The organism is Nitrosospira sp. NpAV (assembly GCF_000832065.1).
GTDB lineage: Bacteria > Pseudomonadota > Gammaproteobacteria > Burkholderiales > Nitrosomonadaceae > Nitrosospira.
Genome location: NZ_JXQM01000003.1, coordinates 154690 through 175311, shown reverse-complemented (window position 1 = coordinate 175311; position 20622 = coordinate 154690). Strand labels below are relative to the sequence as shown.

The window sequence follows — 20622 nt, the reverse complement described above, 5'->3', positions numbered from 1 at the left end:
ATTGAGGGCTAAGCATCCGGCGGCATTTTTTGAACTTCCAGATCCCATCGAGCCCTTATCGTAAAGATATCCGCCGGCTCCCAATCCCGGAGTGCTGGCGACTGCAAGCGCATTGCCCCCGCGAACGCGATCATGGCACCGTTATCCGTGCAAAACTCGAGTTCGGGGAAAAAAACCTTGGCGCCTATTTTCTCGGCTTTGTGACAGAGTTTTTTACGCAATTGACGGTTAGCGCCTACGCCGCCCGCGACCACCAACTGAGTCAAGCCGGTTTTTACCAGTGCCGCCAGTGATTTTTCCGTCAGCACATCCACCACGGCTTCCTGAAAAGCCAAGGCAATGCGGCCCGTGGTTTGCTCGGTAATTTCGTGTTTATTTATCAGAGTCAGCACGGCGGTCTTCAGGCCGCTGAAACTGAAATTGAGATCGCCGCTGTGGAGCATGGGACGGGGGAGTCTGTATTGCCCTTGTTGCCCCGAGCTGGAGAATTCATCGGCGAGTTTTGATAATGCCGGTCCACCGGGATAACCCAGTCCCAGCAATTTTGCGGTTTTATCAAAAGCTTCTCCCGCGGCGTCATCCACGGTTTCGCCCAGGAGCGTGTATTGTCCAAGGCCGCTCACTTCCATCAGCTGCGTATGGCCACCCGACACCAGCAGCGCCACAAACGGAAAATCAGGCGCGGGGGTGGATAAAAGCGGAGACAGGAGATGTCCTTCAAGGTGATGAATGCCCAGTACCGGGATTTTCAGGGCGAACCCCAGGGCGGTTGCGATACTTGCCCCCACCAGCAAGGCTCCAGCCAGTCCCGGTCCACGGGTGTAGGCGATCGCATCGAGGTTCCGTAGATCGAGACTGGCAGCCGCCAAGGCTTGTCTGATAAGGGGCAGCACTCGCCGGATATGGTCGCGCGAGGCAAGCTCCGGCACAACGCCGCCATACTCGCCGTGCATTGCCGTTTGTGAATAAAGCGCATGGCTCAGTAGACCGCGCTCCGTGTGATAGAGCGCAATGCCGGTTTCGTCGCAGGAAGTTTCAATGCCAAGTACAAGCAAGGGAGTGTCTGAGAAATTAGTCTTTTACAACGGAATTATGTACTGTTATATAATGGCGAGCTTCCCATCCCGGATGTTTCATAAATTCGCGTAATGATTGCGCGGGATTTGTTTTGTAGGGAGCGTTTGGAAAAGAGCGGCGTGGTTATTCATACACGCGGCACGCGACTGAACAAAATTTCCATATGAAATAAGAAGCCAGCGACGCGCATTAATTTATGAAACATCCGGGATGGAGTTGCGCCATTTATTCAATTATTAACATATTAAGGAAGGAACCGCATCTTCATGACCACCATTAAAGTCAAGGAAAACGAGCCGTTTGAAGTCGCCATGCGTCGTTTCAAGCGTACCATAGAAAAAACCGGTTTACTCACCGAATTACGTGCAAGAGAATTCTACGAAAAGCCTACCGCCGAACGCAAGCGCAAGCTAGCCGCTGCGGTTAAGCGCACCTACAAGCGCCTGCGCAGTCAGCTACTCCCACCGAAACTTTATTAGTTAAAGTTAGTCAAAAAGAATTATCCACAGATCCTGCAGCGCCAACATGGATTTGATCCCGTGCAATAAAGGATTCTATAAACCTACCAATTGTTAACGTATGGTTCATGTTGGCCCGATGATTGAATTGACCATGGTTGATGCGATGTGCGATTTAATCGACGGGTTCCTGGCAAGTAAAGACAAATAATTTTCATTGTGAATCTGAAGCAGCAAATCACTGAAGACATGAAAGCCGCGATGCGCGCGGGTGACAACAGGCGGCGCGATGCTATCCGGTTGCTGCAGGCCGCGATCAAGCAGCGCGAAGTGGATGAGCGCATTGTGCTGGATGACGCCGCGGTCGTTGCAGTAATAGAAAAAATGCTCAAGCAACGCAGTGATTCCATTACACAATACGAAGCCGCGAATCGTCATGATTTAGCCGATGCGGAGAAATACGAAGTCGGCGTACTACGGGTTTATATGCCTGAAGCATTAAGCGACGCCGAGGTGGAGGGTGCCGTCACCGAGGCGATTATGGCCTCTGCCGCGAAAGGGCAGCAGGATATGGGACGTGTAATGGCGATGCTCAAGCCCAAACTTTCCGGACGGGCAGATATGGGCAAGGTATCCGCGTTGGTCAGAACAAAGCTCCTTAGCTGATATTCTGGTGTTTGTCTTCGCGGGATAGTCAATGAGGTCCCGGTTGCGGATGTGCGGTAGGGAACGTGTTCTCTTGCATTTTCAGAAAGCATCCTATAATGAAATCGCGTGATCAGCTTTTACTGATTTGCACGCTGTCTAAGATATTATGGTTTATCCGCTATAGATGATCTCACAATCATTCATTCAGGATTTGCTTAGCCGCGTGGATATCGTAGATGTCATCGAACGTGACGTGCCGCTCAGGAAAGCCGGCGCAAATTACACCGCCTGCTGCCCATTTCACAGTGAAAAAACACCATCATTTACAGTAACGCCCACCAAGCAGTTTTATCACTGTTTTGGTTGTGGTGCACACGGTAGCGCCATCGGTTTTCTCATGGAATATGGTGGCATGAGCTTTGTCGAGGCGGTTGGCGATCTCGCAGCACGCGCCGGAATCCAAGTTCCTGTTCAGGAGGCCGAATCCCTTCGCCGTACCCCTGGAGCCGGGTCTTCGTCCGGTGAAGTATCGGACAAGACCCAGCGGCCAGAAGGTTCTTTCCAGGATTTGCTTGAGACAATGAAGGCTGCCGCGCAGTTCTACCGGGAACAGCTCAAGCATTCGGAAGGGGCTATTGCTTATCTGAAAAAGCGCGGTTTGACAGGCGAAACAGCTGCCCGTTTTGCCATTGGCTATGCCCCGGCCGGTTGGCGAAACCTGGACTCGGTATTTCCCGATTATGCGGCCAAGGCGCGGGCAAATCTGCTGGTCGAGGCCGGGTTGATCATCAAGAGCGATGATGGCAAACACTATGATCGCTTCCGCGACCGTATCATGTTTCCTATTCTTGACCTCAAGGGAAGAATCGTCGGTTTTGGCGGGCGGGTGCTGGAACAGGGTGAACCCAAATATCTCAATTCTCCCGAAACGCCTCTGTTCCAGAAAGGCCGGGAACTCTACAATCTGTTCGCCGCGCGCAGGTCGATTCGCGAGGCGGGACGGGTGATCGTGGTGGAAGGATATATGGATGTGGTGGCACTTTCGCAGCATGGCATCGGATATGCCGTAGCCGCCTTGGGCACCGCCACCACCTCGTTTCACATACAAAAGCTTTTGCGCCAGACCGATAATGTGGTGTTTTGCTTCGATGGTGATGGTGCCGGCAGGAAAGCAGCATGGCGTGCACTGGAAGAGAGTCTGGCGCAGCTTGTCGATGGTAAGAGCATCGGTTTTCTCTTTCTGCCCGAAGGTGAAGATCCCGACAGCTATGTCCGCAATTTCGGCAGGGAAGCATTTGAGGAATTGATCAAACAGGCATTACCCCTGTCAGTTTTTCTGTTCAGGGAATTGTCGGCACGTGCCGACCTGACGACGAGCGAAGGCCGTGCCAAACTGGTGCAGGATGCGAAGCCTTTGCTGACACGGGTCGCAGCACCAGGCTTGGCGTTGATGCTGTTAAAGCAATTGGCGGAAATCAGTGGCGCCACCCAGAGAGAGTTGGAGGATTTATTGAAAATCAGGCGTGTCTCGCCTTCTCAATTCCGTGAAAGAGCGCCACGGCCACAACCTGCCTCGCCATACCGCTGGTTGATACAAATACTCTTGTATGATCCCGGTTATGTCCGGAAGCTGGATAGAGCACTGCTCATGGAAATCCGGGAACATGCTGAGGAAATAGCAGCGCTTACGGCATTGGTTGAATTTATCGATACGCACCCCTATCTTGGAAAAGACACGGCAATACCTTCGGCGATCACATATTTTCACGATAGTCCTCATCGTGCGCTGCTGCATAAAGCCGAGAGCGAGACGCTTGCGTGGGACAGCAATATCGATCTGGAAGCGGAATTTGGGGGCGCGCTGGCGCGTTTGCGGGAAATGCAACGTAAGCAACGCATGACAAGGTTGCATAACAAGCCTCTGAGCATGCTTACCCCTGAGGAAAGACAGGAGCTCCAGCGATTGGCCATGCCTTGAGAGCAATAACCGAACAGCATTCATAAAATATTGATATAATCGAAAAATTTTTAGGTCTCAACCAGCCATACTATTTTTGGGAATCGACATGGTAAAAGCGAAAACGCAAGCCAAGGTGCCGGTAAGAACAAAATCGAAAGGTGAAGCGTCGGGAGCCGCATCTGTGGGTCGTCCCGCCGGTAAGGTCAAGATGGCGAGAAAAAAGGAAACAAGCCAATCCGTTACAGAGCCGCTGAAATCGGCAAAATCACCGATCAAGGTGACTGCAGAAGCGTTGGAGGAAAAAATTACGACGGCTGCAAAATTATCCACTAAAGCGTCGGGCCGCGTGACGGAGATCGAAAGAGCCGTCCTTGCGGTCACGGAACCCAATTTGCTTACCGCGAAAATAGCCAGGGCCAAGGCGATAAAGGAAGGCAAGAATCAGGCGAAAGATGTGGAGAAAACTCCACTCGCGCCACAAGACATTGAGGCGCGGCGCATGCGCTTGAAGAACCTCATCGTGCAGGGCAAGGAGCGCGGCTACCTGACTTATGCCGAGATCAATGATCATCTTCCCGATGATATGCTGGATGCTGAGCAGATAGAAAACATCATCAGCATGATCAATGATGTGGGTATCTCTGTTTATGATGAGGCGCCTGACGCGGAAACGCTGCTGATGTCCGAGACTGCGCCGACGGTAGCCGACGAGGATGTGGTAGAAGAAGCCGAGGCGGCGCTTTCCACTGTGGATTCCGAGTTTGGCCGCACCACCGATCCGGTACGCATGTATATGCGGGAAATGGGTTCGGTGGAATTGCTCACGCGCGAGAGTGAAATCGAAATCGCAAAGCGTATCGAGGATGGATTGAAGCATATGATCCAGGCAATTTCCGCCTGCCCGACCACCATAGCCGGAATACTCGATCTTGCCGACAAGGTGGCGCGAGACGAAATGCGCATTGACGAACTGGTGGATGGATTGTTGGATCCGAATGATCCGGAAATGGTCAGCGAAGAAATCTCCGATGAAACACTAGAGCAGGAACTGGGTGCGGAGAATACGGAAGATGAGGATATCGCAGCAATAGCAAGCGCCAATCTACTCAAGTTGAAGAACGATGCGCTGGAGCGTTTTGGAGTGATCCAGCAGGCGTATATCGAAATGCAGAAAGCGCTGGCAAAAAAAGGATCGGCCAACAAGGCATACAAAGACATACAGGAGAATATTTCAGCCGAGCTCATGGCCATTCGCTTCTCCGCGAAAATGGTTGAGAGGCTCTGCGACACTCAGCGTGGCCTAGTGGATGAAATGCGCGGCTATGAGCGCAAAATCATGGAGCTCTGTGTGACCAAGGCGGGCATGCCGCGTAATCATTTCATCAAAGGCTTTCCAGGTAACGAGAGCAATTTCGACTGGGTGGCGCAGGAAGTCGCGGTTGGAAAGCCGTATAGCCAGACACTGGGACGCTACCAGCCGGCTATCCTCGAACAGCAGGAGAACCTGCTGACGCTGCAAAAGCGAGTCGGCATCCCGCTTAAAGACCTCAAGGAAATCAACCGGCGGATGTCCACCGGCGAGGCCAAGGCACGCCGTGCCAAACGCGAAATGACCGAAGCCAATTTGCGGCTGGTGATTTCCATTGCCAAAAAATATACCAACCGCGGACTGCAATTCCTTGACCTCATACAGGAAGGCAATATCGGACTCATGAAAGCGGTGGATAAATTTGAATATCGGCGGGGTTACAAGTTTTCGACTTACGCCACCTGGTGGATTCGCCAGGCCATTACCCGCTCCATCGCCGATCAGGCACGCACCATCCGTATCCCAGTGCACATGATCGAGACCATCAACAAGATGAATCGTATTTCGCGCCAGATTCTGCAGGAAACCGGGCAGGAGCCGGAACCGGCGCTATTGGCGCAAAAAATGGAAATGCCGGAAGAAAAAATCCGCAAGATCCTCAAGATTTCCAAGGAACCAATCTCCATGGAGACGCCCATCGGGGATGACGAAGATTCCCATCTAGGTGATTTTATCGAGGACTCGGCCACCATGGCACCCGCGGACGCCGCGGTTTACGCCAGCCTGCGGGATGTCACCAAGGATATACTGGACTCTTTGACGCCACGTGAAGCAAAAGTGCTGCGTATGCGTTTTGGCATCGAAATGAATACCGATCACACGCTGGAGGAGGTGGGTAAACAATTCGACGTGACTCGTGAACGCATTCGGCAGATAGAAGCGAAAGCACTGCGTAAATTGCGTCATCCTTCGCGTTCTGAACGTCTGCGGAGTTTTCTGGATACCGAAGGCTGATCGGCTTTCGGTATTTATTTCCATTTTAGTGCCTAAATAGGGTCTGTAGCTCAGTTGGTTAGAGCAGGGGACTCATAATCCCTTGGTCGCTGGTTCGAGTCCAGCCAGACCCACCATAAGAACAAGGAGTTACGGGATATCCGGCAACTCCTTTTTTGTTTTCTAAAATGTAACCGATTTGTACCGAGAAATCTCAGCAAGAGAGACACAGCAAGGAAATGTAATCAAGCTTCGAAAAGCGTCCTTATAGCTTCCTATTTAGACAATAGGATGACGGACCCCAGGCACCTTCAAAGAGAGACTGTCATAGGCGGCGACACCGTTACCTTAAAAATAGATCAAGAAATCATCGTGATATGCAAGACCAAGTTTTCTTGGAGAGGGAAAAATATCGCGGTGAAATTCACGGATACTGCGACCGGCCCGTTGCACACCAGAGCTTCAATGTGGGAAAGGGAATGAAAAAGCCCGGCGAGAAAGGAGATAACTGCCGGGCTGAGGGCTTCTACATGGGAATGAACATAGGCGCCATTAAAGATCGGCATCGTGAATACTATCTCATAAAAGTGTGTCGTTCTTGTGAACGCGTGCCGTTGGGTTAGGCAATAAAAACTGGCTGAAGCGGGTCTGAAATGAAGCGGCGCTTTACATTGCGCTGTAGCGCTTTGCGGGAAGGAGATGGACACATCCCTCTATTTAAGCGAGCGGCACTTTCTGTTGCTGTTGGTAGTCATGCTAAGGGCCAGAGCAGTTTTTTTTGCCCGTTGACATCTTTACGCCAGGCTTCTTCTGTTTCGGCATGACAAACTTTTTCATAAAATTCCGTCAGCTCCTCATTCATGCGAATTGGCGCCACTAGCTTCACAAACCTTTCAGCATGAAGCTGGGTCCTAAAAGCTAAACCGTCATAGCGAACAACCGATGCCGCTTGCGAGGCAACCATAGGAATATCAGCTGTGCATCGTGAAGCAATTAGTCATGCCAATATCTGAAAGGGAAATATTGATTGCCTTGGTTTCCTAGACCCAGACATCCTCTCTCACTCGCTAGTGCGAACTCCTCTACGCTGGCGCTCCGTTGCGTCTTGCCCTGAAGCCGACCAGCCCCAATCCGGCCAGCATCAGGACGTAGGATGCAGGCTCCGGGATAACGCCGGTAACGAGTACCTGTCCCCGGTTATTGATCTCGATAGCATAGAGTGAACGATACCCATCTGGCAAATCACCATAGGACGAGAGATCGGTTGCATCCGCGCCGTTGGGGCCTGTGATGAAGGCGTAGCTACCAGGGGCTGGGCCCAATTCGTATTCTCCCACTATCTGCCCGGCATCGTTGATGCCATAGGCTATGGTCGAAGAACTGTTGATACCAGTCCAATACTCGTTGGGACCTTCCATGAAAACGGTATAAAAAGGAAAACCAGGTTCCTTCTCGTAAGCTCCCACCACCTGCCCGGTGGCGTTGATATCATAGGCTTTTGGGTGGCGCTGGGGAATATCCACTAACTCAGTCATTCCCACCCCATCCGGGCCCGTGATAAAAACACTACCGTACGAGGCTCCCACCACCTGCCCAGCAGCATTGATTGCTGTCGCCTCGCTGGAATATCCACCAGCCAGGGTACCAAGATTTTTCATCCCAACACCATTAGGGCCTGTCATGAAAGCATGTGTGCTATTGTCCTCCATCGAGGCCCATCCCACTACCTGCCCGGAATCATTGATGTCATAGGCTCGGCTCTGAGATCCACCCAGAGTGCCGAGATCAGTCATCCCTACGCCATTAGGTCCAGTGATGAAGGCGTGCATGGCACCATCTGCGGTAGTGGACATCCCCACCACCTGCCCGGAGTTATTGATACCGTAGGCTTCGCTGGAATATCCACCCAACGTACCAAGATTGGTCATCCCCACGCCGTCTGGGCCCGTAATGAAAGCGTAGGTACCCTTTGCAGAGGTTACGGAGCCCGCAACCTGCCCGGCATCGTTGATATCTTTACCGACGGTATTAACTCCCGAGTTACGGATATAGGTTACTTTGCCGCCAGGATTGACAATGGCTGATGAGTCGTAGTCGGCGAAGGCTGGGGACGCTAAACCGAGGCCAACGTCGAGGGTCGCTGCCAGGACAAAGGTGGAAGTTTCAAAAATGCGGTTGATTTTCACGAGGAATGCCTCCAATAAACGATCGAGATAGGCTTAGGCAGGTTAGTGCAGGCACATTTGATAATCAGAAACACATCGCGGGCGAGATCGAGCCTTTGTTTTAACAAGCAAGTAAGATATTTCTACAACATCCCTATAACAATGATTTCTATGTCTGTAAATCTTCCGATCGGACTATAGTAAGCCTACTGGCTCCTCGACAATTTATTGATATATCTGAAAACTGGTGCCAACAGACCTTGTAGATTTTAATATCCGTGTTTGACGCACAGCTAAAGCCCGCTAATGATGCAGCGGCAAGGATTAATGCTTTATCTCGCGTATTCCGGTTACAACATTGCGCAATACGTTGACAAGATTTTCCATCCCCATTGTGAGTATCAATAATTGCTCATCGTTCGGATCACCTGCCTTAAGCATTGCCGAGGCGCTATTTAGCGAAATCTCGCCATGCTTTATCTGGTATCGGGCAACAATCAAGGCAAGCAATCGCATGCACTCCGCCAGCTGCTCCCTAGTCGCCTGTCCAATCAGCAAGTCCGCCTGAATGGAATATTGTTCAAATGCCTCTAATTGTTGAGCCACAAAAACTCCTTTATGACGATAACCCAGGCTGCCTGCCTTTGGTTACGTCCTACACGTTGTACCATTATGTTTAGTCCGGTTTCCGCCCAACACATTCCAAAATTCTATGCAGCAATACCGCTTCTGGTGGATCGACTGCAATCGAGGTAAACCCCAACAGCCATTTCTGTCCCGCAATATGACGGGAAACCCTTTCACAAACCAGATTGGTTACATCATTGAACATGCCAGTGTAGAAATAAATGCAATGGAACATGGTGCCCATGATGGAGAGGGTGGGGTTGGCCGGGTGGGATCATGAATCTTGAGGGTTCGGCCAGCTTCCCGACCCGGAATTCGCACGGCGTCTAGTTCCGATGGATAGGCTTCGTCGCTGCATAGTCCATTGGGCGAGTCCAGCTTTACCGGCACGGTACCGACGATGGAACCGTACAGTTCAGTGTCAACAATCACCCACGGGGCCGTCAGCGCGTGATGTGCGGTGTAACCCTGTTTCCGATATGGTGCGCCTACCAGCCAATTCAATGGGGGGAGGAATCTGCCAATGTGCACGGTATAGGGATCGAAGGTGGCCTTTATGATTCAGCATTCTCGGGATTGCGGGAAAACGGAGATATTCGACCGTTAAGGTTTACTGTCTATCGTCGTTTTCAGTCGGCCAATCCTTACATCATCCAACTCGATTTACCGTTCCATTGTTCCCCCAATTCTGTATTCAATAATGTCGAACTTAGAACCGCTTCCCTGCCAGAAGAACGATAAAGCTTCCAATTTGATGCTGGCTGCGACTTCGTAGAATACATCACCGTTCTTACACCGGATATCCACCAGCATTTCCTTGGATACCGGGCAGCACGCGCCATCGTGTTTAATCCATTCGCCAGAGATAGCATAACCGGCTGAGCCGACCCCAAAGTTTTCTATTATGATGATGGGTTTATTCGGAATATAAACGGTGGCTTTATCATAGCCTTGATCAATACTGTCAGTACATTGGGGAAACACTGAATCTATCCTAATGGAAACCCCGGTTATGCTCTAGGTAAAACCATTGGGAAATTTAAATTTTGGATACGACAAGATGGCATAGACGCTTCGAAAAAATGCAGCCACCTCAGGATCTCGGTTTGGATAGCATTGAGTGATTCGACCGTTATCGCATGATCCGAGCTTATAATCGAAATATCGAGCGTATCGATGCTGTTTTCCGGCGTTCGAATGCGCGGGCCATCCAGGCCACGACTAATCGGACGGTTCTCAGCCGATTCGGACGAAGTTGATGCCACGCCTAGCTCGCGGGAAAGAGTATCGTCCAGCCCTTCTCGTAATGCCAATCGCATGGCTATCCTGCCACACTCCAGAATATCAGTCTGATGTAACTCAAAGCTCCACTCAATGTTTATTGTTCTCATTAATCTGCTCCTGCTTATGACATCGGGCTCTAGAGAAGCGGGGGTGTCATATAATATCGGAGCTAAAATCCGGGTAGCATCGAATTTGTCATGCTGAACTTCGATCTTGTGAGCCCGAATTGATGCGCTGGGGAAACGTACCAAGCTACATGTACATTTCCTCGCATGTTGTAGAAAATTAACCTTGAGCAATCTGTTATTGATTAGATTATCTATTGATAATAAGTTATTATTAGTATGAAGTTAAGGATAGATGAGACCAGATGGTGATTTTCTCAACGCCCCGCTATAAATTTGTCATTGGCGAGGCTTTCTTATCGAAATCAATCCGAGGAGTGGAGAAATGAACAAGATAGTTGGAGCTGTGGACTATTTCGGCATGATGGCGTCAACGCTGTGCCTGCTGCATTGCCTGGGGACACCATTATTCTTGTCACTGTTCCCATTGCTCGGGTTGGTGCGGCAGAATGAAGTGCTTCATTGGTATATGGTTGTGCTGGTGACGTTACTGGTCCTGCTCGCATTGATCCCTGGATTCGTCACGCACCGTCGGTGGCTCGTTCTCATGTTGGGTGGGTTCGGTCTGGCTTGCGTTAGCGTGGCGCTGTTGGTGATCGGGCCAAGCTATGGGGAAACCGCGGAGACCATGTTGGCGGTAATCGGTGGAGCGCATCTTTTCGCTGCACATTTCAAGAATCGTGTTTTTTGCCGGAGTTGCGCGGTGCCAAGCGATCAAGGGATTTAGTCAGTTTAAATATGCAACTCTGTTGCAATAGATATTGCAAATGAAAACTGAATTCGTGCCGGTATCGGGGCTGGCGTTGCTGTTCATACTTGGTTTGCGGCATGGTCTCGATCCCGATCCCGATCATATTGCCATGATCGACTGTTTGGCTTATCGCAGCCCGGCAGAACGGCCGAGGGTCGCGCCCTGGATCGGCACGTTGTTCGCGCTGGGACATGGCTTGACGGCGACCCTGATTGCCGTCGTGCTTAGTTCGGTCGCCGGCAATCTGTCAACTCCCATTTCATTTAGCGCCTTGGTAGAGTGGTTGCCAATCGTCTTATTGCTCGTTGTCGGCACACTCAATTTGTACGGTTTGCTCGGCCAGCGGGATTATCATGCCACCGGTTGGAAAACGAGATTTGTCCCAGAACGGCTGCGCAGTAGTTTTCATCCATTGTCTCCCGGAATTCAAACCCGGGTCGAATCCCGGCGATCAGATTTTGGAGATGCAATGGCATCAGGGGGATGATGTAGCTGAATAGCTGTAAAATTTTACAGGTATAAATAACATCTTCGGGGGTACATAATTTAGAACCGATCATTCACATGAAATATCTAGAAACTTGACCATCAAATGGCGCTTGATCTATATCCTTTCCTTCCTGGTAGTCTTCCTGCTGGGGGTTGAGATACTTGGCTTGTTCGGCATGAGCAACGCGATCGGTGGCCTAAAAACCGTTTATCATGATCGTGCCATTCCGCTCAAGCAAATGGCGGATATCGAATCACTCCTGCTTCAGAATCGACTCGCCATCACTTCGGCCTTGCTTGCGCCGACACCAGAGGCCATTCAAAACAAAACCGCAGCAGTAGAGCGAGATATCGAGGAGATGACTCGAATCTGGCAAGATTACCTTAAAACCTATCTCACCCCGGAAGAAGAATCGCTGGCCGCGAAATTCAGCGAAGATCGCGACGAATTTATTACGGAAGGCATCCAAGCAGCAGTAAAGGCTTTACGTGCAAACGAGACCGAGGATGCATACCGCATCCTCATGGAGAAGATTCATCCACTCTATCAGTCGGTCGATACGAGTATTAAAGCCCTCTTTAAACTGCAAGTGGATGAGGTCAAGAGGGAATATGACGGCCAGCAGGACCGTTACGAAACTATACTTGACATTTTGGTGATTTCGGTAGTCGTTGCGCTAGCGTTGGCTGTGCTCATTAGCATTATGCTCAGAGACTCAGTTTTTCAGCCTTTGGAAAAGGTAGTGAAAATTTCTCGAGATATTGCCGCAGGAAATTTTTTGCAGAAAATCGAAGTCCAGTCGAAGGATGAAGTTGGGCAGCTTATGCAAGCGCTGAAGGAAATGCGGGATAGTTTGGTAGATACCATCGATCAGGTACGCGATAGCGAGGCTCATACCCGTGCCTTGCTGAGCAATCTGATCGATGGAGTCGCATCGATCGACGAACAGGGGCTCATCAAAAGCTTCAACCCCGCCGCGGAACATATTTTTGGTTATTTGGAAAGAGAGGTCATCGGTCAAAATATTAACCTGCTGTTAGCAAGGCAGGGGAGCGGAGGTCAAAATGCTGACCATCTTTCGAATTACCTTGCGACGATAAAATCCCCCGCGCTCGGAAGGACTCATGAAGTAACCGGTATCCGTAAAAATGGAACATCCTTCCCCATGGACCTTGCAATTGTCGAGATTCACGGAGGGAACCACCGCATGTATGTCGCAATCTTCCGAGATATCACCGAACAAATGCTGGCACAAGAATCCATGCGGCTGGCAGCCATGGTCTATGAAAATACTACAGAAGCGATAATGGTGGCCGATACTAATGACAACATCATTAGTATCAACCCTGCTTTTACCCGCGTTACAGGCTATACACCCGATGACATCATGGGAAAGAATATCAATGTTCTCAATACCGGCCTTCACAATGCGGCTTTTTTTGAAGCCATACAAACTTCACTGAGAACTACTGGCTACTGGGAAGGAGAAATGACAGGCCGGCGCAAGGATATGCAGACCTTTGTTGAGTGGCGCAAGGTGAACGCCATCTATGACAAGGATGGGAGGATAACCCGATGGGTGGCACTGTTCTCGGATATCACGAAGAGAAAAGAGGCTGACGTACTTATATGGCAGCAAGCTAACTTTGATACCCTCACCGGTTTGCCAAATCGGCATATGTTTCGCAACCGTCTGGAACAGGAAATCCGAAAGACTAATCGCTCCGGTTCTTCGATAGCATTGATTCTACTCGATCTCGACTGCTTCAAAGAAGTTAACGATATTTATGGGCACAAAATTGGTGATCTCTTACTCAAGGATGCCGCGCAACGCCTGAATCGTTGCGTGCGCGAAATTGACACTGTGGCACGGCTTGGGGGGGACGAATTCATTCTTATTCTGGGAGGGGTGAACAATCCCATAAGTATTAACCGAGTTGTACGGGACATTTTGCGCAAGATGGCTGATCCATTCCAGCTAGGGGATGAGGTGGCTTATGTATCGGCAAGCATTGGCATCACGTTTTATCCCCAAGACGCCGATGACATGGAGGTGTTGTTGAGTAATGCTGATCAGGCTATGTATGCTGCCAAGAATCAGGGTCGAAACTGTTTCAGCTATTTTACCCGAGCTTTACAGGAAGCTGCGCAAACCCGTATGCGGCTGGCTAGCGACTTACGCGGCGCTCTCGCGGGCGGACAGTTTCAATTGTACTACCAGCCGATAGTGAATCTGGCAAGCGGCTATATTCATAAGGCGGAAGCGTTAGTGCGCTGGCACCATCCAAAACTTGGCCTGGTAAATCCTGCGGTTTTTATTTCCATTGCCGAAGAAACAAGAATGATTGTCGATATTGGCGATTGGGTGTTTCGGACCGCTATGCAGCAAACGAAGAACTGGCGTACGCTGCACTGCGCCGAGTTCCAGATGAGTGTCAATACGTCGCCCGTGCAATTTCGCAAGGATGTCGACCTTCACAAAATATGGTCCGAGTTTTTGCAGGAGTTGGAGTTACCGGGACAAAGCGTTGCGATCGAGATTACCGAAGGATTACTGATGGATGCCAGTACTGCCGTTACGCTCCAGCTGCTTGCCTTTAAAAACGCGGGCATTCAGGTCTCTATGGATGATTTCGGAACGGGTTATTCCTCCCTGGGCTATCTCAAGAGATTTGATATCGACTACCTCAAGATAGACCAGTCCTTCGTACGGAGCCTGGCACCCGATTCCAATGATTTGGCATTATGCGAAGCCATCATTGTAATGGCGCATAAACTCGATTTAAAAGTTATCGCCGAAGGGGTCGAGACAGCAGACCAGCGCGATCTGCTTACCCTAGCTGGGTGCGACTATGGGCAAGGCAATCTGTTCTCAAAGCCGGTACCCGCTGACGAGTTCGAGAAGCTGCACTGGCCTACTTGATAGTTGGCTTGTGCCTTTTGTCACAAGACCACGGTGGCGATAAGCCGCGCTACGAGCAGCGCGATGCTCGGCTTGAGGTGTAGCTCATCGGGCCGGCCTCATGCAGCTGACGTCGCCCTCCGGACAATTTGTCAACCTGGTGAGTTCCTCCGTGCGAGCGGGTTCATTCTTTACTCCTCCGGGGGTTGAATCACGATTGACAGTTTTCGGTCCGATCAAAAAGGATGGGACCGGCTCAGTCTTTTAGCGGCATAATAAACTACCTATTGTTACCTGACAGAACTTACCTTCCACAGCGTAACTTGAATCTGGCCAGAGCCTTACCGCATGCCCTATATCCTCGCCCTCGATGCCGGCACGACCAGTGTGCGTGCCATTGTCTTCGATTACGAAGGGCAGATATGCGCCACCGCACAAAAGGAAATACGCCAGATTTTCCCGCAGCCGGGCTGGGTCGAACATGACCCGCAGGAGATTTGGCTTGCTCAAATAGCGGTCGCCGTGGAAGTGCTGGATCGCGCGCGTATTGAGCCACGCGACGTTGTTGGCGCCGGTATTGCCAATCAGCGTGAAACCAGCATTGTGTGGGATCGTGAAACCGGCAACCCCATATACAACGCCATCGTCTGGCAGGATCGCCGCACTGCCGGGATGTGCGATGAGCTGCACGCCGCGGGTCACGATGGAACGATTCAGGAGCTCACCGGATTGATCCTCGATCCGTATTTCTCCGCGACAAAGATTGCCTGGATTCTCGATCATGTCCCCGATGCGCGTACACAGGCCGAAGCGGGTAAACTCATCTGCGGCACGGTGGAAACGTGGCTCATCTGGAAACTGACCGATGGGAAGGCGCATGTCACCGATGTGAGCAACGCGTCGCGGACGATGTTGTTCAATCTCCACACCGGCGCGTGGGACAGGCAATTGCTCCAACTTTTCCGCATCCCTGAGAACATGCTGCCAGAAGTGCGCCCTTCGAGCGAAGTATATGGCGAAATCAGCGCCTTACCCGGTCTTGCGCATATAGCTATCGCGGGCGCGGCGGGTGACCAGCAGGCGGCTCTTTTCGGGCAGCTATGTGCACAGCCCGGACTGGCGAAGAACACCTACGGTACCGGTTGTTTCCTGTTACAGAATATCGGCACCAGGCCTGCCGCATCAAAGCAGCGCCTGCTCACGACGGTGGCATGGAAAATCGGCGAGAAGCAGGAATTTGCACTGGAAGGAAGTGTCTTCATCGGTGGCGCGATCGTGCAGTGGCTGCGGGATGGGCTGCAAATCGTGCGCTCCGCGCAGGAGGCGGATATGCTTGCGGCGTCGGTACCGGATAGCGGTGGCGTGGTTCTTGTGCCGGCCTTCGCCGGATTGGGCGCGCCGCATTGGGATGCCTATGCGCGCGGGTTGATAATCGGCCTCACCGGTGACACCCATGCTGCGCATATCGCCCGCGCCGCACTGGAGGGCGTAGCCTTCCAGGTCGCGGATCTGGTCGACGCCATGCATGCGGATACCGGTAAGCCATTTACGGAGCTGCGTGTCGATGGTGGCGCGTCACGCAGCGAACCGATGATGCAATTCCAGGCGGATCTGCTCGGTGTACCCGTGGTGCGCCCCGCCGTGGTCGAGACGACCGCGCTGGGCGCCGCTTATCTCGCCGGACTCGCAGTCGGCTTTTGGCAAAACACTGACTCGATCGCCACGCATTGGCGGATCGAGAGGGTCTTCGAACCTAAGATGCCGGGTGCACGCGCGGCCGAACTCCGCAGCCGCTGGAACGATGCGCTTGAGCGCGCGAAAGGTTGGGAGCCGAAAGAAAAAACCATGAAGCCAGCAAAGCGCATATAAATACCATCATGAAAAATAGGGCCAAGCATAATTATTGTTTTAGAATCGATACTTTCAAACTGTCTGCCTGACGGGAGACGCTTTCAGCCTGTCCAGTCAAATCTATGCGTATCTCCATCGTTCGAGCATTGTTGTTCTTCTTATTATCGATATCACCTGCCATTCTCCTTGCCCAACAGGTAACGACATGCGCTAATCCCTCGGGTCATGCATATTTTGCACATATGGGTGTTCTGGAAAAGGCGGACAGTGAGTGGAAGATAGATACCGTACCGAAAGGAGCTTTTACTTTGCGAAAGCACGGAAGGGATGATTTTGACATTATTTTCGTGGATTCTACAGAGCGGAATCATTCGACGGCAGATGATGGCGCAAAGGTATTTCCGCTCCGCCGTAGCGAAACAGAGGCAGCCTTTCTGGTTCATTTCCATGATGCTGGAGAGTCTCAAATTTTTTCATTTTTTAAAGACAAGAATGGTGAGGCCAGGTTTTCTATTCTTGTCAGCAAAGGTGGTCCGTCCATATACAAGAGTAGCGTGATGGTGGGTGATTGCACCCCTATCGACTTTAAACTCATCAATGAAGGTGATAGCCATTGAGCTATGATTTTGTTGTGATCCCGAGCATGATTGCCCGACTGGGAATGGGGCTCGGCGGAGCGTCGCTGGTCAAGATTCACCGATGATCGCAGCAAGCCGGCGGGTTGTTGCGCATGGGCTGGAATAAATAAACCTAATGGATGGAAATCGCAGTGCGATATCCGTTTGTATCAACCCCTGGTATCAATAAATTTTCCCGTGCCAATAGGCTAAATATGAGGCCACTACTTCTGTCGGTAATGTCGTATAGTTTATTACGTTATACTTCATTTTCCGAATCGCCGGAGAGATCATGAAAATCCACGAATATCAGGCTAAGAAGATTTTGCGCGAGTTCGGTGTCACCACGCCCCAAGGCATCGCCTGCTTCAGCGTGGAGGAGGCGATGGATGCCGCCGGAAAACTGGGTGGCGGCGTATGGGTGGTCAAAGCGCAGATCCATGCGGGCGGGCGTGGCAAGGGCGGCGGCGTGAAAGTGGCGAAATCACTCGATGAAGTGAAACAATTTGCCGGGAAAATACTGGGAATGACGCTTATTACGCATCAGACCGGTTCGCAGGGCCAGGTTGTCCGGCGGCTCCTTATAGAGCAGGGCGCTGAGATCAGGCAGGAGTTTTACGTTGGCCTGGTGGTGGACCGTGGCAGCCGGCGCGTATGTTTGATGGCAAGTTCGGAGGGCGGCATGGATATTGAGGAAGTCGCCGCCAGGACGCCGGAGAAAATTCATAAGATATTTATCGATCCCATCACCGGGCTAAGTGCGTACGATGCTGATGACATTGTCCGCAAGGCCGGTTTCCCGGAATCCGTCGCCGAGGAAGCGCGGACCGTTCTGCAGGGCTTGTACCGAACCTTTGATAGCACCGATGCGTCGTTGGTCGAAATCAATCCGTTGATACTCACCGCTGACGATCATGTCGTTGCGCTCGACGCAAAAATGAATTTTGACGACAACGCGCTGTTCCGTCATCCGGAAATTGCTGCTCTGCGTGACCTTGACGAGGAAGATCCGGCAGAGATCGAGGCGTCCCAATATGATCTCTCCTATATTTCGCTGGACGGCAACATCGGTTGTCTGGTTAACGGTGCGGGCCTGGCGATGGCAACCATGGATATCATCAAGCTCTACGGCGGAAACCCCGCCAACTTTCTCGATGTGGGCGGGGGCGCTACTACCGAGAAGGTAACGGAGGCGTTCAAGCTGATGCTGCGTAACCCAAAATTACAAGCCATACTGGTCAATATATTCGGCGGCATCATGAAGTGTGACGTGATTGCCGAGGGTGTGGTTGCGGCGGCGCGTGAAGTGAAGCTAAGCGTCCCGCTGGTAGTGCGCCTTGAAGGCACCAATGTGGATCTGGGCAAAAGGATCCTTGCCGAATCCGGTCTGCCGATCATTTCAGCAGGCAATATGGCGGATGCCGCGCAGAAGGCAGTGAAGGCAGCCGGACCGGCAAAGGCGTCGACAACGGAAGGGGGCATATAGTCATGGCAATCCTGATCAACCGGAATACCCGGGTCATGACGCAGGGCATTACAGGCAAGACGGGGCAATTTCACACCCGCATGTGCCGCGATTATGCCGATGGAAAGAATTGCTTTGTTGCCGGGGTTAACCCGAAGAAAGCGGGTGAGGATTTAGAGGGCATCCCGGTTTACGCTACCGTGCGAGAAGCAAAACAGGCGACCGGTGCTACGGTCTCGGTGATCTATGTGCCGCCGCCATTTGCCGCCGCCGCAATCGACGAAGCGGTAGATGCGGAACTGGATCTGGTGGTTTGCATTACCGAGGGTATTCCGGTTCGCGACATGCTGCGCACCTGCCACAAGATGCGGGAGCGGAAAACCCGGCTGATCGGCCCCAATTGTCCCGGCATTATCACACCCGACGAAATCAAGATTGGTATCATGCCTGGCTATATCCACAAGAAGGGTCGTATCGGCGTAGTGTCGCGCTCCGGCACCCTGACATACGAAGCGGTGGCGCAATTGATGGAGCAGGGACTGGGACAATCCACCTGCATCGGCATTGGCGGCGACCCCGTGAATGGATTAAAGCATCTGGATGTGATGAAATTATTCAATGACGACGACGAAACGGATGCGGTTTTAATGGTGGGTGAAATCGGTGGCTCGGATGAAGAGGATTGCGCCCGCTGGGTCAGGGACAATATGAAGAAGCCGGTGGTGGGCTTCATCGCAGGTGTAACCGCGCCGCCGGGCAGGCGCATGGGGCACGCGGGAGCAGTCATCTCCGGGGGCAAAGGCACGGCACAGGAAAAGCTCGCCGTAATGGAAGCTTGCGGGATCAAGACAACACACAATCCGGCGGAAATGGGCAAGTTACTAAAATCGGTATTGCTGAAACCGGGATGACAAAGACAATCGTGGCGCTTTCGCAATGACCCTATTTTCTTTAATTTTTGCTCTCCTGCTGGAGCAGTGGCGCCCCAGCGGAGATCGAAACCGTGTTATTTTGCTGTTCCTCTCCTATGCCGATGCGCTGGAGCGCTACTTCAATACCGGCGTGCGCCATCACGGCATTGCCGCCTGGGTTGCGGCGGTGGTTCCGGTACTGATCGTTACGGGATGGATCTATTATTTCTTGTATAACCTCAGTCCGCTGCTGGCTTGCGGTTGGAACGTGGCAATACTCTATTTCACCATGGGATTTCGCCAGTTCGGTGACACCTTCGCTGAAATCAAGGAGGCGCTCAAGAATGGGGATCTGCTTCTGGCCCGCAAGTTGTTGAGGGAATGGCGCGGCACGCCTGAGGATGAGCCCAGTAGTCAGGAAATCGCCCGGATCACTATCGAATTGGGATTGATTCATTCGCATCGCTATGTATTCGCAATAATCGTTTGCTTTGTTGTTCTGCCAGGACCGCTGGGTCCGGTGCTGTATCGTCTCGCAGAATTATTGAGTGAGCGATGGGGTAGCCGGGAGCCGCAAGCCCCGGACGCATTTGGTCATTTTGCGGTCAAAGCGTTCGACGCCATAGACTGGATACCTGCAAGATCAACCGCTGTGAGCTTCGCCATTGCCGGCAATTTTGAGGATGCGGTTTATTGCTGGCGTGCACAAGCCGCTTCATGGATCGATCACGCCCAAGGCATTATTCTTGCCAGTGGCGCAGGCGCGCTCGGGGTTCGTCTGGGTGATTCGTTGCGGGAAGAGGGGGGACAATACTATCGCCCGGAATTAGGTGTGGGCGAGGAAGCCGACATGGATTTCCTGCAAAGTACCGTCGGCTTGATTTGGCGTACCCTGGTGTTGTGGCTTTTGCTACTTTTGTTACTTGAGATTGCAAGTTGGGTGGGATGATGAAAAAGACTAACGTATTGGACTTAGGCCCTGCCTGACG

18 protein-coding genes and 1 tRNA gene are annotated in these 20622 nt (G+C 51.8%); 13 read left to right on the top strand and 6 right to left on the bottom strand.

From position 1 onward, the window contains the following. Nucleotides 1–8: 8 nt before the first annotated feature. Nucleotides 9–1055: a tRNA (adenosine(37)-N6)-threonylcarbamoyltransferase complex transferase subunit TsaD gene (gene tsaD / locus SQ11_RS03175; RefSeq protein WP_041512683.1), complete on the bottom strand. Its 1047-nt coding sequence runs from the start codon at nt 1053–1055 to the stop codon at nt 9–11. A 288-nt stretch (nt 1056–1343) separates the two neighbouring features. On the opposite strand from tsaD, the gene rpsU reads away from it, so the two are divergent. The 5 genes from rpsU (at nt 1344) to SQ11_RS03150 (ending at nt 6582) form a co-directional block, all read left to right on the top strand. Beyond that, on the top strand, nt 1344–1556 hold the full coding sequence (gene rpsU, locus SQ11_RS03170; RefSeq protein WP_004179462.1) for a 30S ribosomal protein S21: 213 nt from the start codon (nt 1344–1346) through the stop codon (nt 1554–1556). 198 nt (nt 1557–1754) lie between these two features. Beyond that, the gene (locus SQ11_RS03165; RefSeq protein ID WP_041512682.1) at nt 1755–2201 is read left to right on the top strand and encodes a GatB/YqeY domain-containing protein; all 447 of its coding nucleotides are present in this window, start codon (nt 1755–1757) and stop codon (nt 2199–2201) included. Nucleotides 2202–2367: 166 nt separating this feature from the next. Beyond that, nucleotides 2368–4161 carry a DNA primase gene (dnaG, locus tag SQ11_RS03160; protein WP_041512681.1) on the top strand — a complete coding sequence of 598 codons (1794 nt, stop codon included), beginning with the start codon at nt 2368–2370 and terminating at the stop codon, nt 4159–4161. Between the two features lie 88 nt (nt 4162–4249). Continuing rightward, nucleotides 4250–6466, top strand: coding sequence for an RNA polymerase sigma factor RpoD (gene rpoD / locus SQ11_RS03155; protein ID WP_198140779.1), 2217 nt, complete (start codon nt 4250–4252; stop codon nt 6464–6466). A 39-nt stretch (nt 6467–6505) separates the two neighbouring features. Then, nucleotides 6506–6582, top strand: a tRNA-Ile gene (locus SQ11_RS03150). A gap of 614 nt (nt 6583–7196) precedes the next feature. On the opposite strand, the gene SQ11_RS03140 is transcribed toward SQ11_RS03150, so the two are convergent. The 5 genes from SQ11_RS03140 to SQ11_RS17465 all read right to left on the bottom strand — a co-directional run bounded on the left by SQ11_RS03140 (nt 7197) and on the right by SQ11_RS17465 (nt 10628). Further along, nucleotides 7197–7409 carry a hypothetical protein gene (locus SQ11_RS03140; RefSeq protein ID WP_041512679.1) on the bottom strand — a complete coding sequence of 71 codons (213 nt, stop codon included), beginning with the start codon at nt 7407–7409 and terminating at the stop codon, nt 7197–7199. A 118-nt stretch (nt 7410–7527) separates the two neighbouring features. Next, nucleotides 7528–8631, bottom strand: a complete 1104-nt coding sequence (locus tag SQ11_RS16305; RefSeq protein WP_052493952.1) for a PEP-CTERM sorting domain-containing protein — start codon at nt 8629–8631, stop codon at nt 7528–7530. 303 nt (nt 8632–8934) lie between these two features. Continuing rightward, complete coding sequence (locus tag SQ11_RS03130; protein ID WP_041512678.1) at nt 8935–9216, bottom strand: hypothetical protein; 282 nt, start codon at nt 9214–9216, stop codon at nt 8935–8937. A 684-nt stretch (nt 9217–9900) separates the two neighbouring features. Further along, entirely contained in the window at nt 9901–10221 is a 321-nt protein-coding gene (locus tag SQ11_RS03120; RefSeq protein ID WP_041512676.1) for a hypothetical protein, read from the bottom strand. Between the two features lie 26 nt (nt 10222–10247). Further along, a complete protein-coding gene (locus SQ11_RS17465) occupies nt 10248–10628 on the bottom strand; it encodes a hypothetical protein (protein WP_041512675.1) in 381 nt (126 codons plus the stop codon). 343 nt (nt 10629–10971) lie between these two features. On the opposite strand from SQ11_RS17465, the gene SQ11_RS03110 reads away from it, so the two are divergent. From SQ11_RS03110 to SQ11_RS03075, 8 genes are all read left to right on the top strand, one after another. Beyond that, complete coding sequence (locus tag SQ11_RS03110; RefSeq protein WP_041512674.1) at nt 10972–11373, top strand: MerC domain-containing protein; 402 nt, start codon at nt 10972–10974, stop codon at nt 11371–11373. Nucleotides 11374–11413: 40 nt separating this feature from the next. Then, on the top strand, nt 11414–11884 hold the full coding sequence (locus SQ11_RS03105; RefSeq protein WP_052493951.1) for a hypothetical protein: 471 nt from the start codon (nt 11414–11416) through the stop codon (nt 11882–11884). A 94-nt stretch (nt 11885–11978) separates the two neighbouring features. Further along, nucleotides 11979–14810, top strand: coding sequence for an EAL domain-containing protein (locus tag SQ11_RS17790; RefSeq protein WP_052493950.1), 2832 nt, complete (start codon nt 11979–11981; stop codon nt 14808–14810). Nucleotides 14811–15137: 327 nt separating this feature from the next. Then, nucleotides 15138–16658 carry a glycerol kinase GlpK gene (gene glpK, locus SQ11_RS03095; RefSeq protein ID WP_041512673.1) on the top strand — a complete coding sequence of 507 codons (1521 nt, stop codon included), beginning with the start codon at nt 15138–15140 and terminating at the stop codon, nt 16656–16658. A 104-nt stretch (nt 16659–16762) separates the two neighbouring features. Next, nucleotides 16763–17257: a hypothetical protein gene (locus SQ11_RS03090; protein WP_156972393.1), complete on the top strand. Its 495-nt coding sequence runs from the start codon at nt 16763–16765 to the stop codon at nt 17255–17257. A 292-nt stretch (nt 17258–17549) separates the two neighbouring features. Beyond that, nucleotides 17550–18743 (top strand): ADP-forming succinate--CoA ligase subunit beta, encoded by a 1194-nt coding sequence (gene sucC / locus SQ11_RS03085; protein ID WP_041512671.1) that lies wholly within the window; start codon nt 17550–17552, stop codon nt 18741–18743. A gap of 2 nt (nt 18744–18745) precedes the next feature. Beyond that, on the top strand, nt 18746–19633 hold the full coding sequence (gene sucD / locus SQ11_RS03080; RefSeq protein ID WP_041512670.1) for a succinate--CoA ligase subunit alpha: 888 nt from the start codon (nt 18746–18748) through the stop codon (nt 19631–19633). 25 nt (nt 19634–19658) lie between these two features. Further along, entirely contained in the window at nt 19659–20582 is a 924-nt protein-coding gene (locus SQ11_RS03075) for a CobD/CbiB family protein (protein WP_041512669.1), read from the top strand. Nucleotides 20583–20622 lie beyond the last annotated feature (40 nt).

Coding starts and splice junctions, on each gene's coding strand:
- SQ11_RS03110 (WP_041512674.1), top strand. CDS start 10,972: ATGAACAAGATAGTTGGAGCTGTGGACTATTTCGGCATGATGGCGTCA.
- SQ11_RS03075 (WP_041512669.1), top strand. CDS start 19,659: ATGACCCTATTTTCTTTAATTTTTGCTCTCCTGCTGGAGCAGTGGCGC.
- dnaG (WP_041512681.1), top strand. CDS start 2,368: ATGATCTCACAATCATTCATTCAGGATTTGCTTAGCCGCGTGGATATC.
- SQ11_RS17465 (WP_041512675.1), bottom strand. CDS start 10,628: ATGAGAACAATAAACATTGAGTGGAGCTTTGAGTTACATCAGACTGAT.
- rpsU (WP_004179462.1), top strand. CDS start 1,344: ATGACCACCATTAAAGTCAAGGAAAACGAGCCGTTTGAAGTCGCCATG.
- SQ11_RS03090 (WP_156972393.1), top strand. CDS start 16,763: ATGCGTATCTCCATCGTTCGAGCATTGTTGTTCTTCTTATTATCGATA.
- SQ11_RS03140 (WP_041512679.1), bottom strand. CDS start 7,409: ATGGTTGCCTCGCAAGCGGCATCGGTTGTTCGCTATGACGGTTTAGCT.
- sucC (WP_041512671.1), top strand. CDS start 17,550: ATGAAAATCCACGAATATCAGGCTAAGAAGATTTTGCGCGAGTTCGGT.
- sucD (WP_041512670.1), top strand. CDS start 18,746: ATGGCAATCCTGATCAACCGGAATACCCGGGTCATGACGCAGGGCATT.
- glpK (WP_041512673.1), top strand. CDS start 15,138: ATGCCCTATATCCTCGCCCTCGATGCCGGCACGACCAGTGTGCGTGCC.
- rpoD (WP_198140779.1), top strand. CDS start 4,250: ATGGTAAAAGCGAAAACGCAAGCCAAGGTGCCGGTAAGAACAAAATCG.
- SQ11_RS03105 (WP_052493951.1), top strand. CDS start 11,414: ATGAAAACTGAATTCGTGCCGGTATCGGGGCTGGCGTTGCTGTTCATA.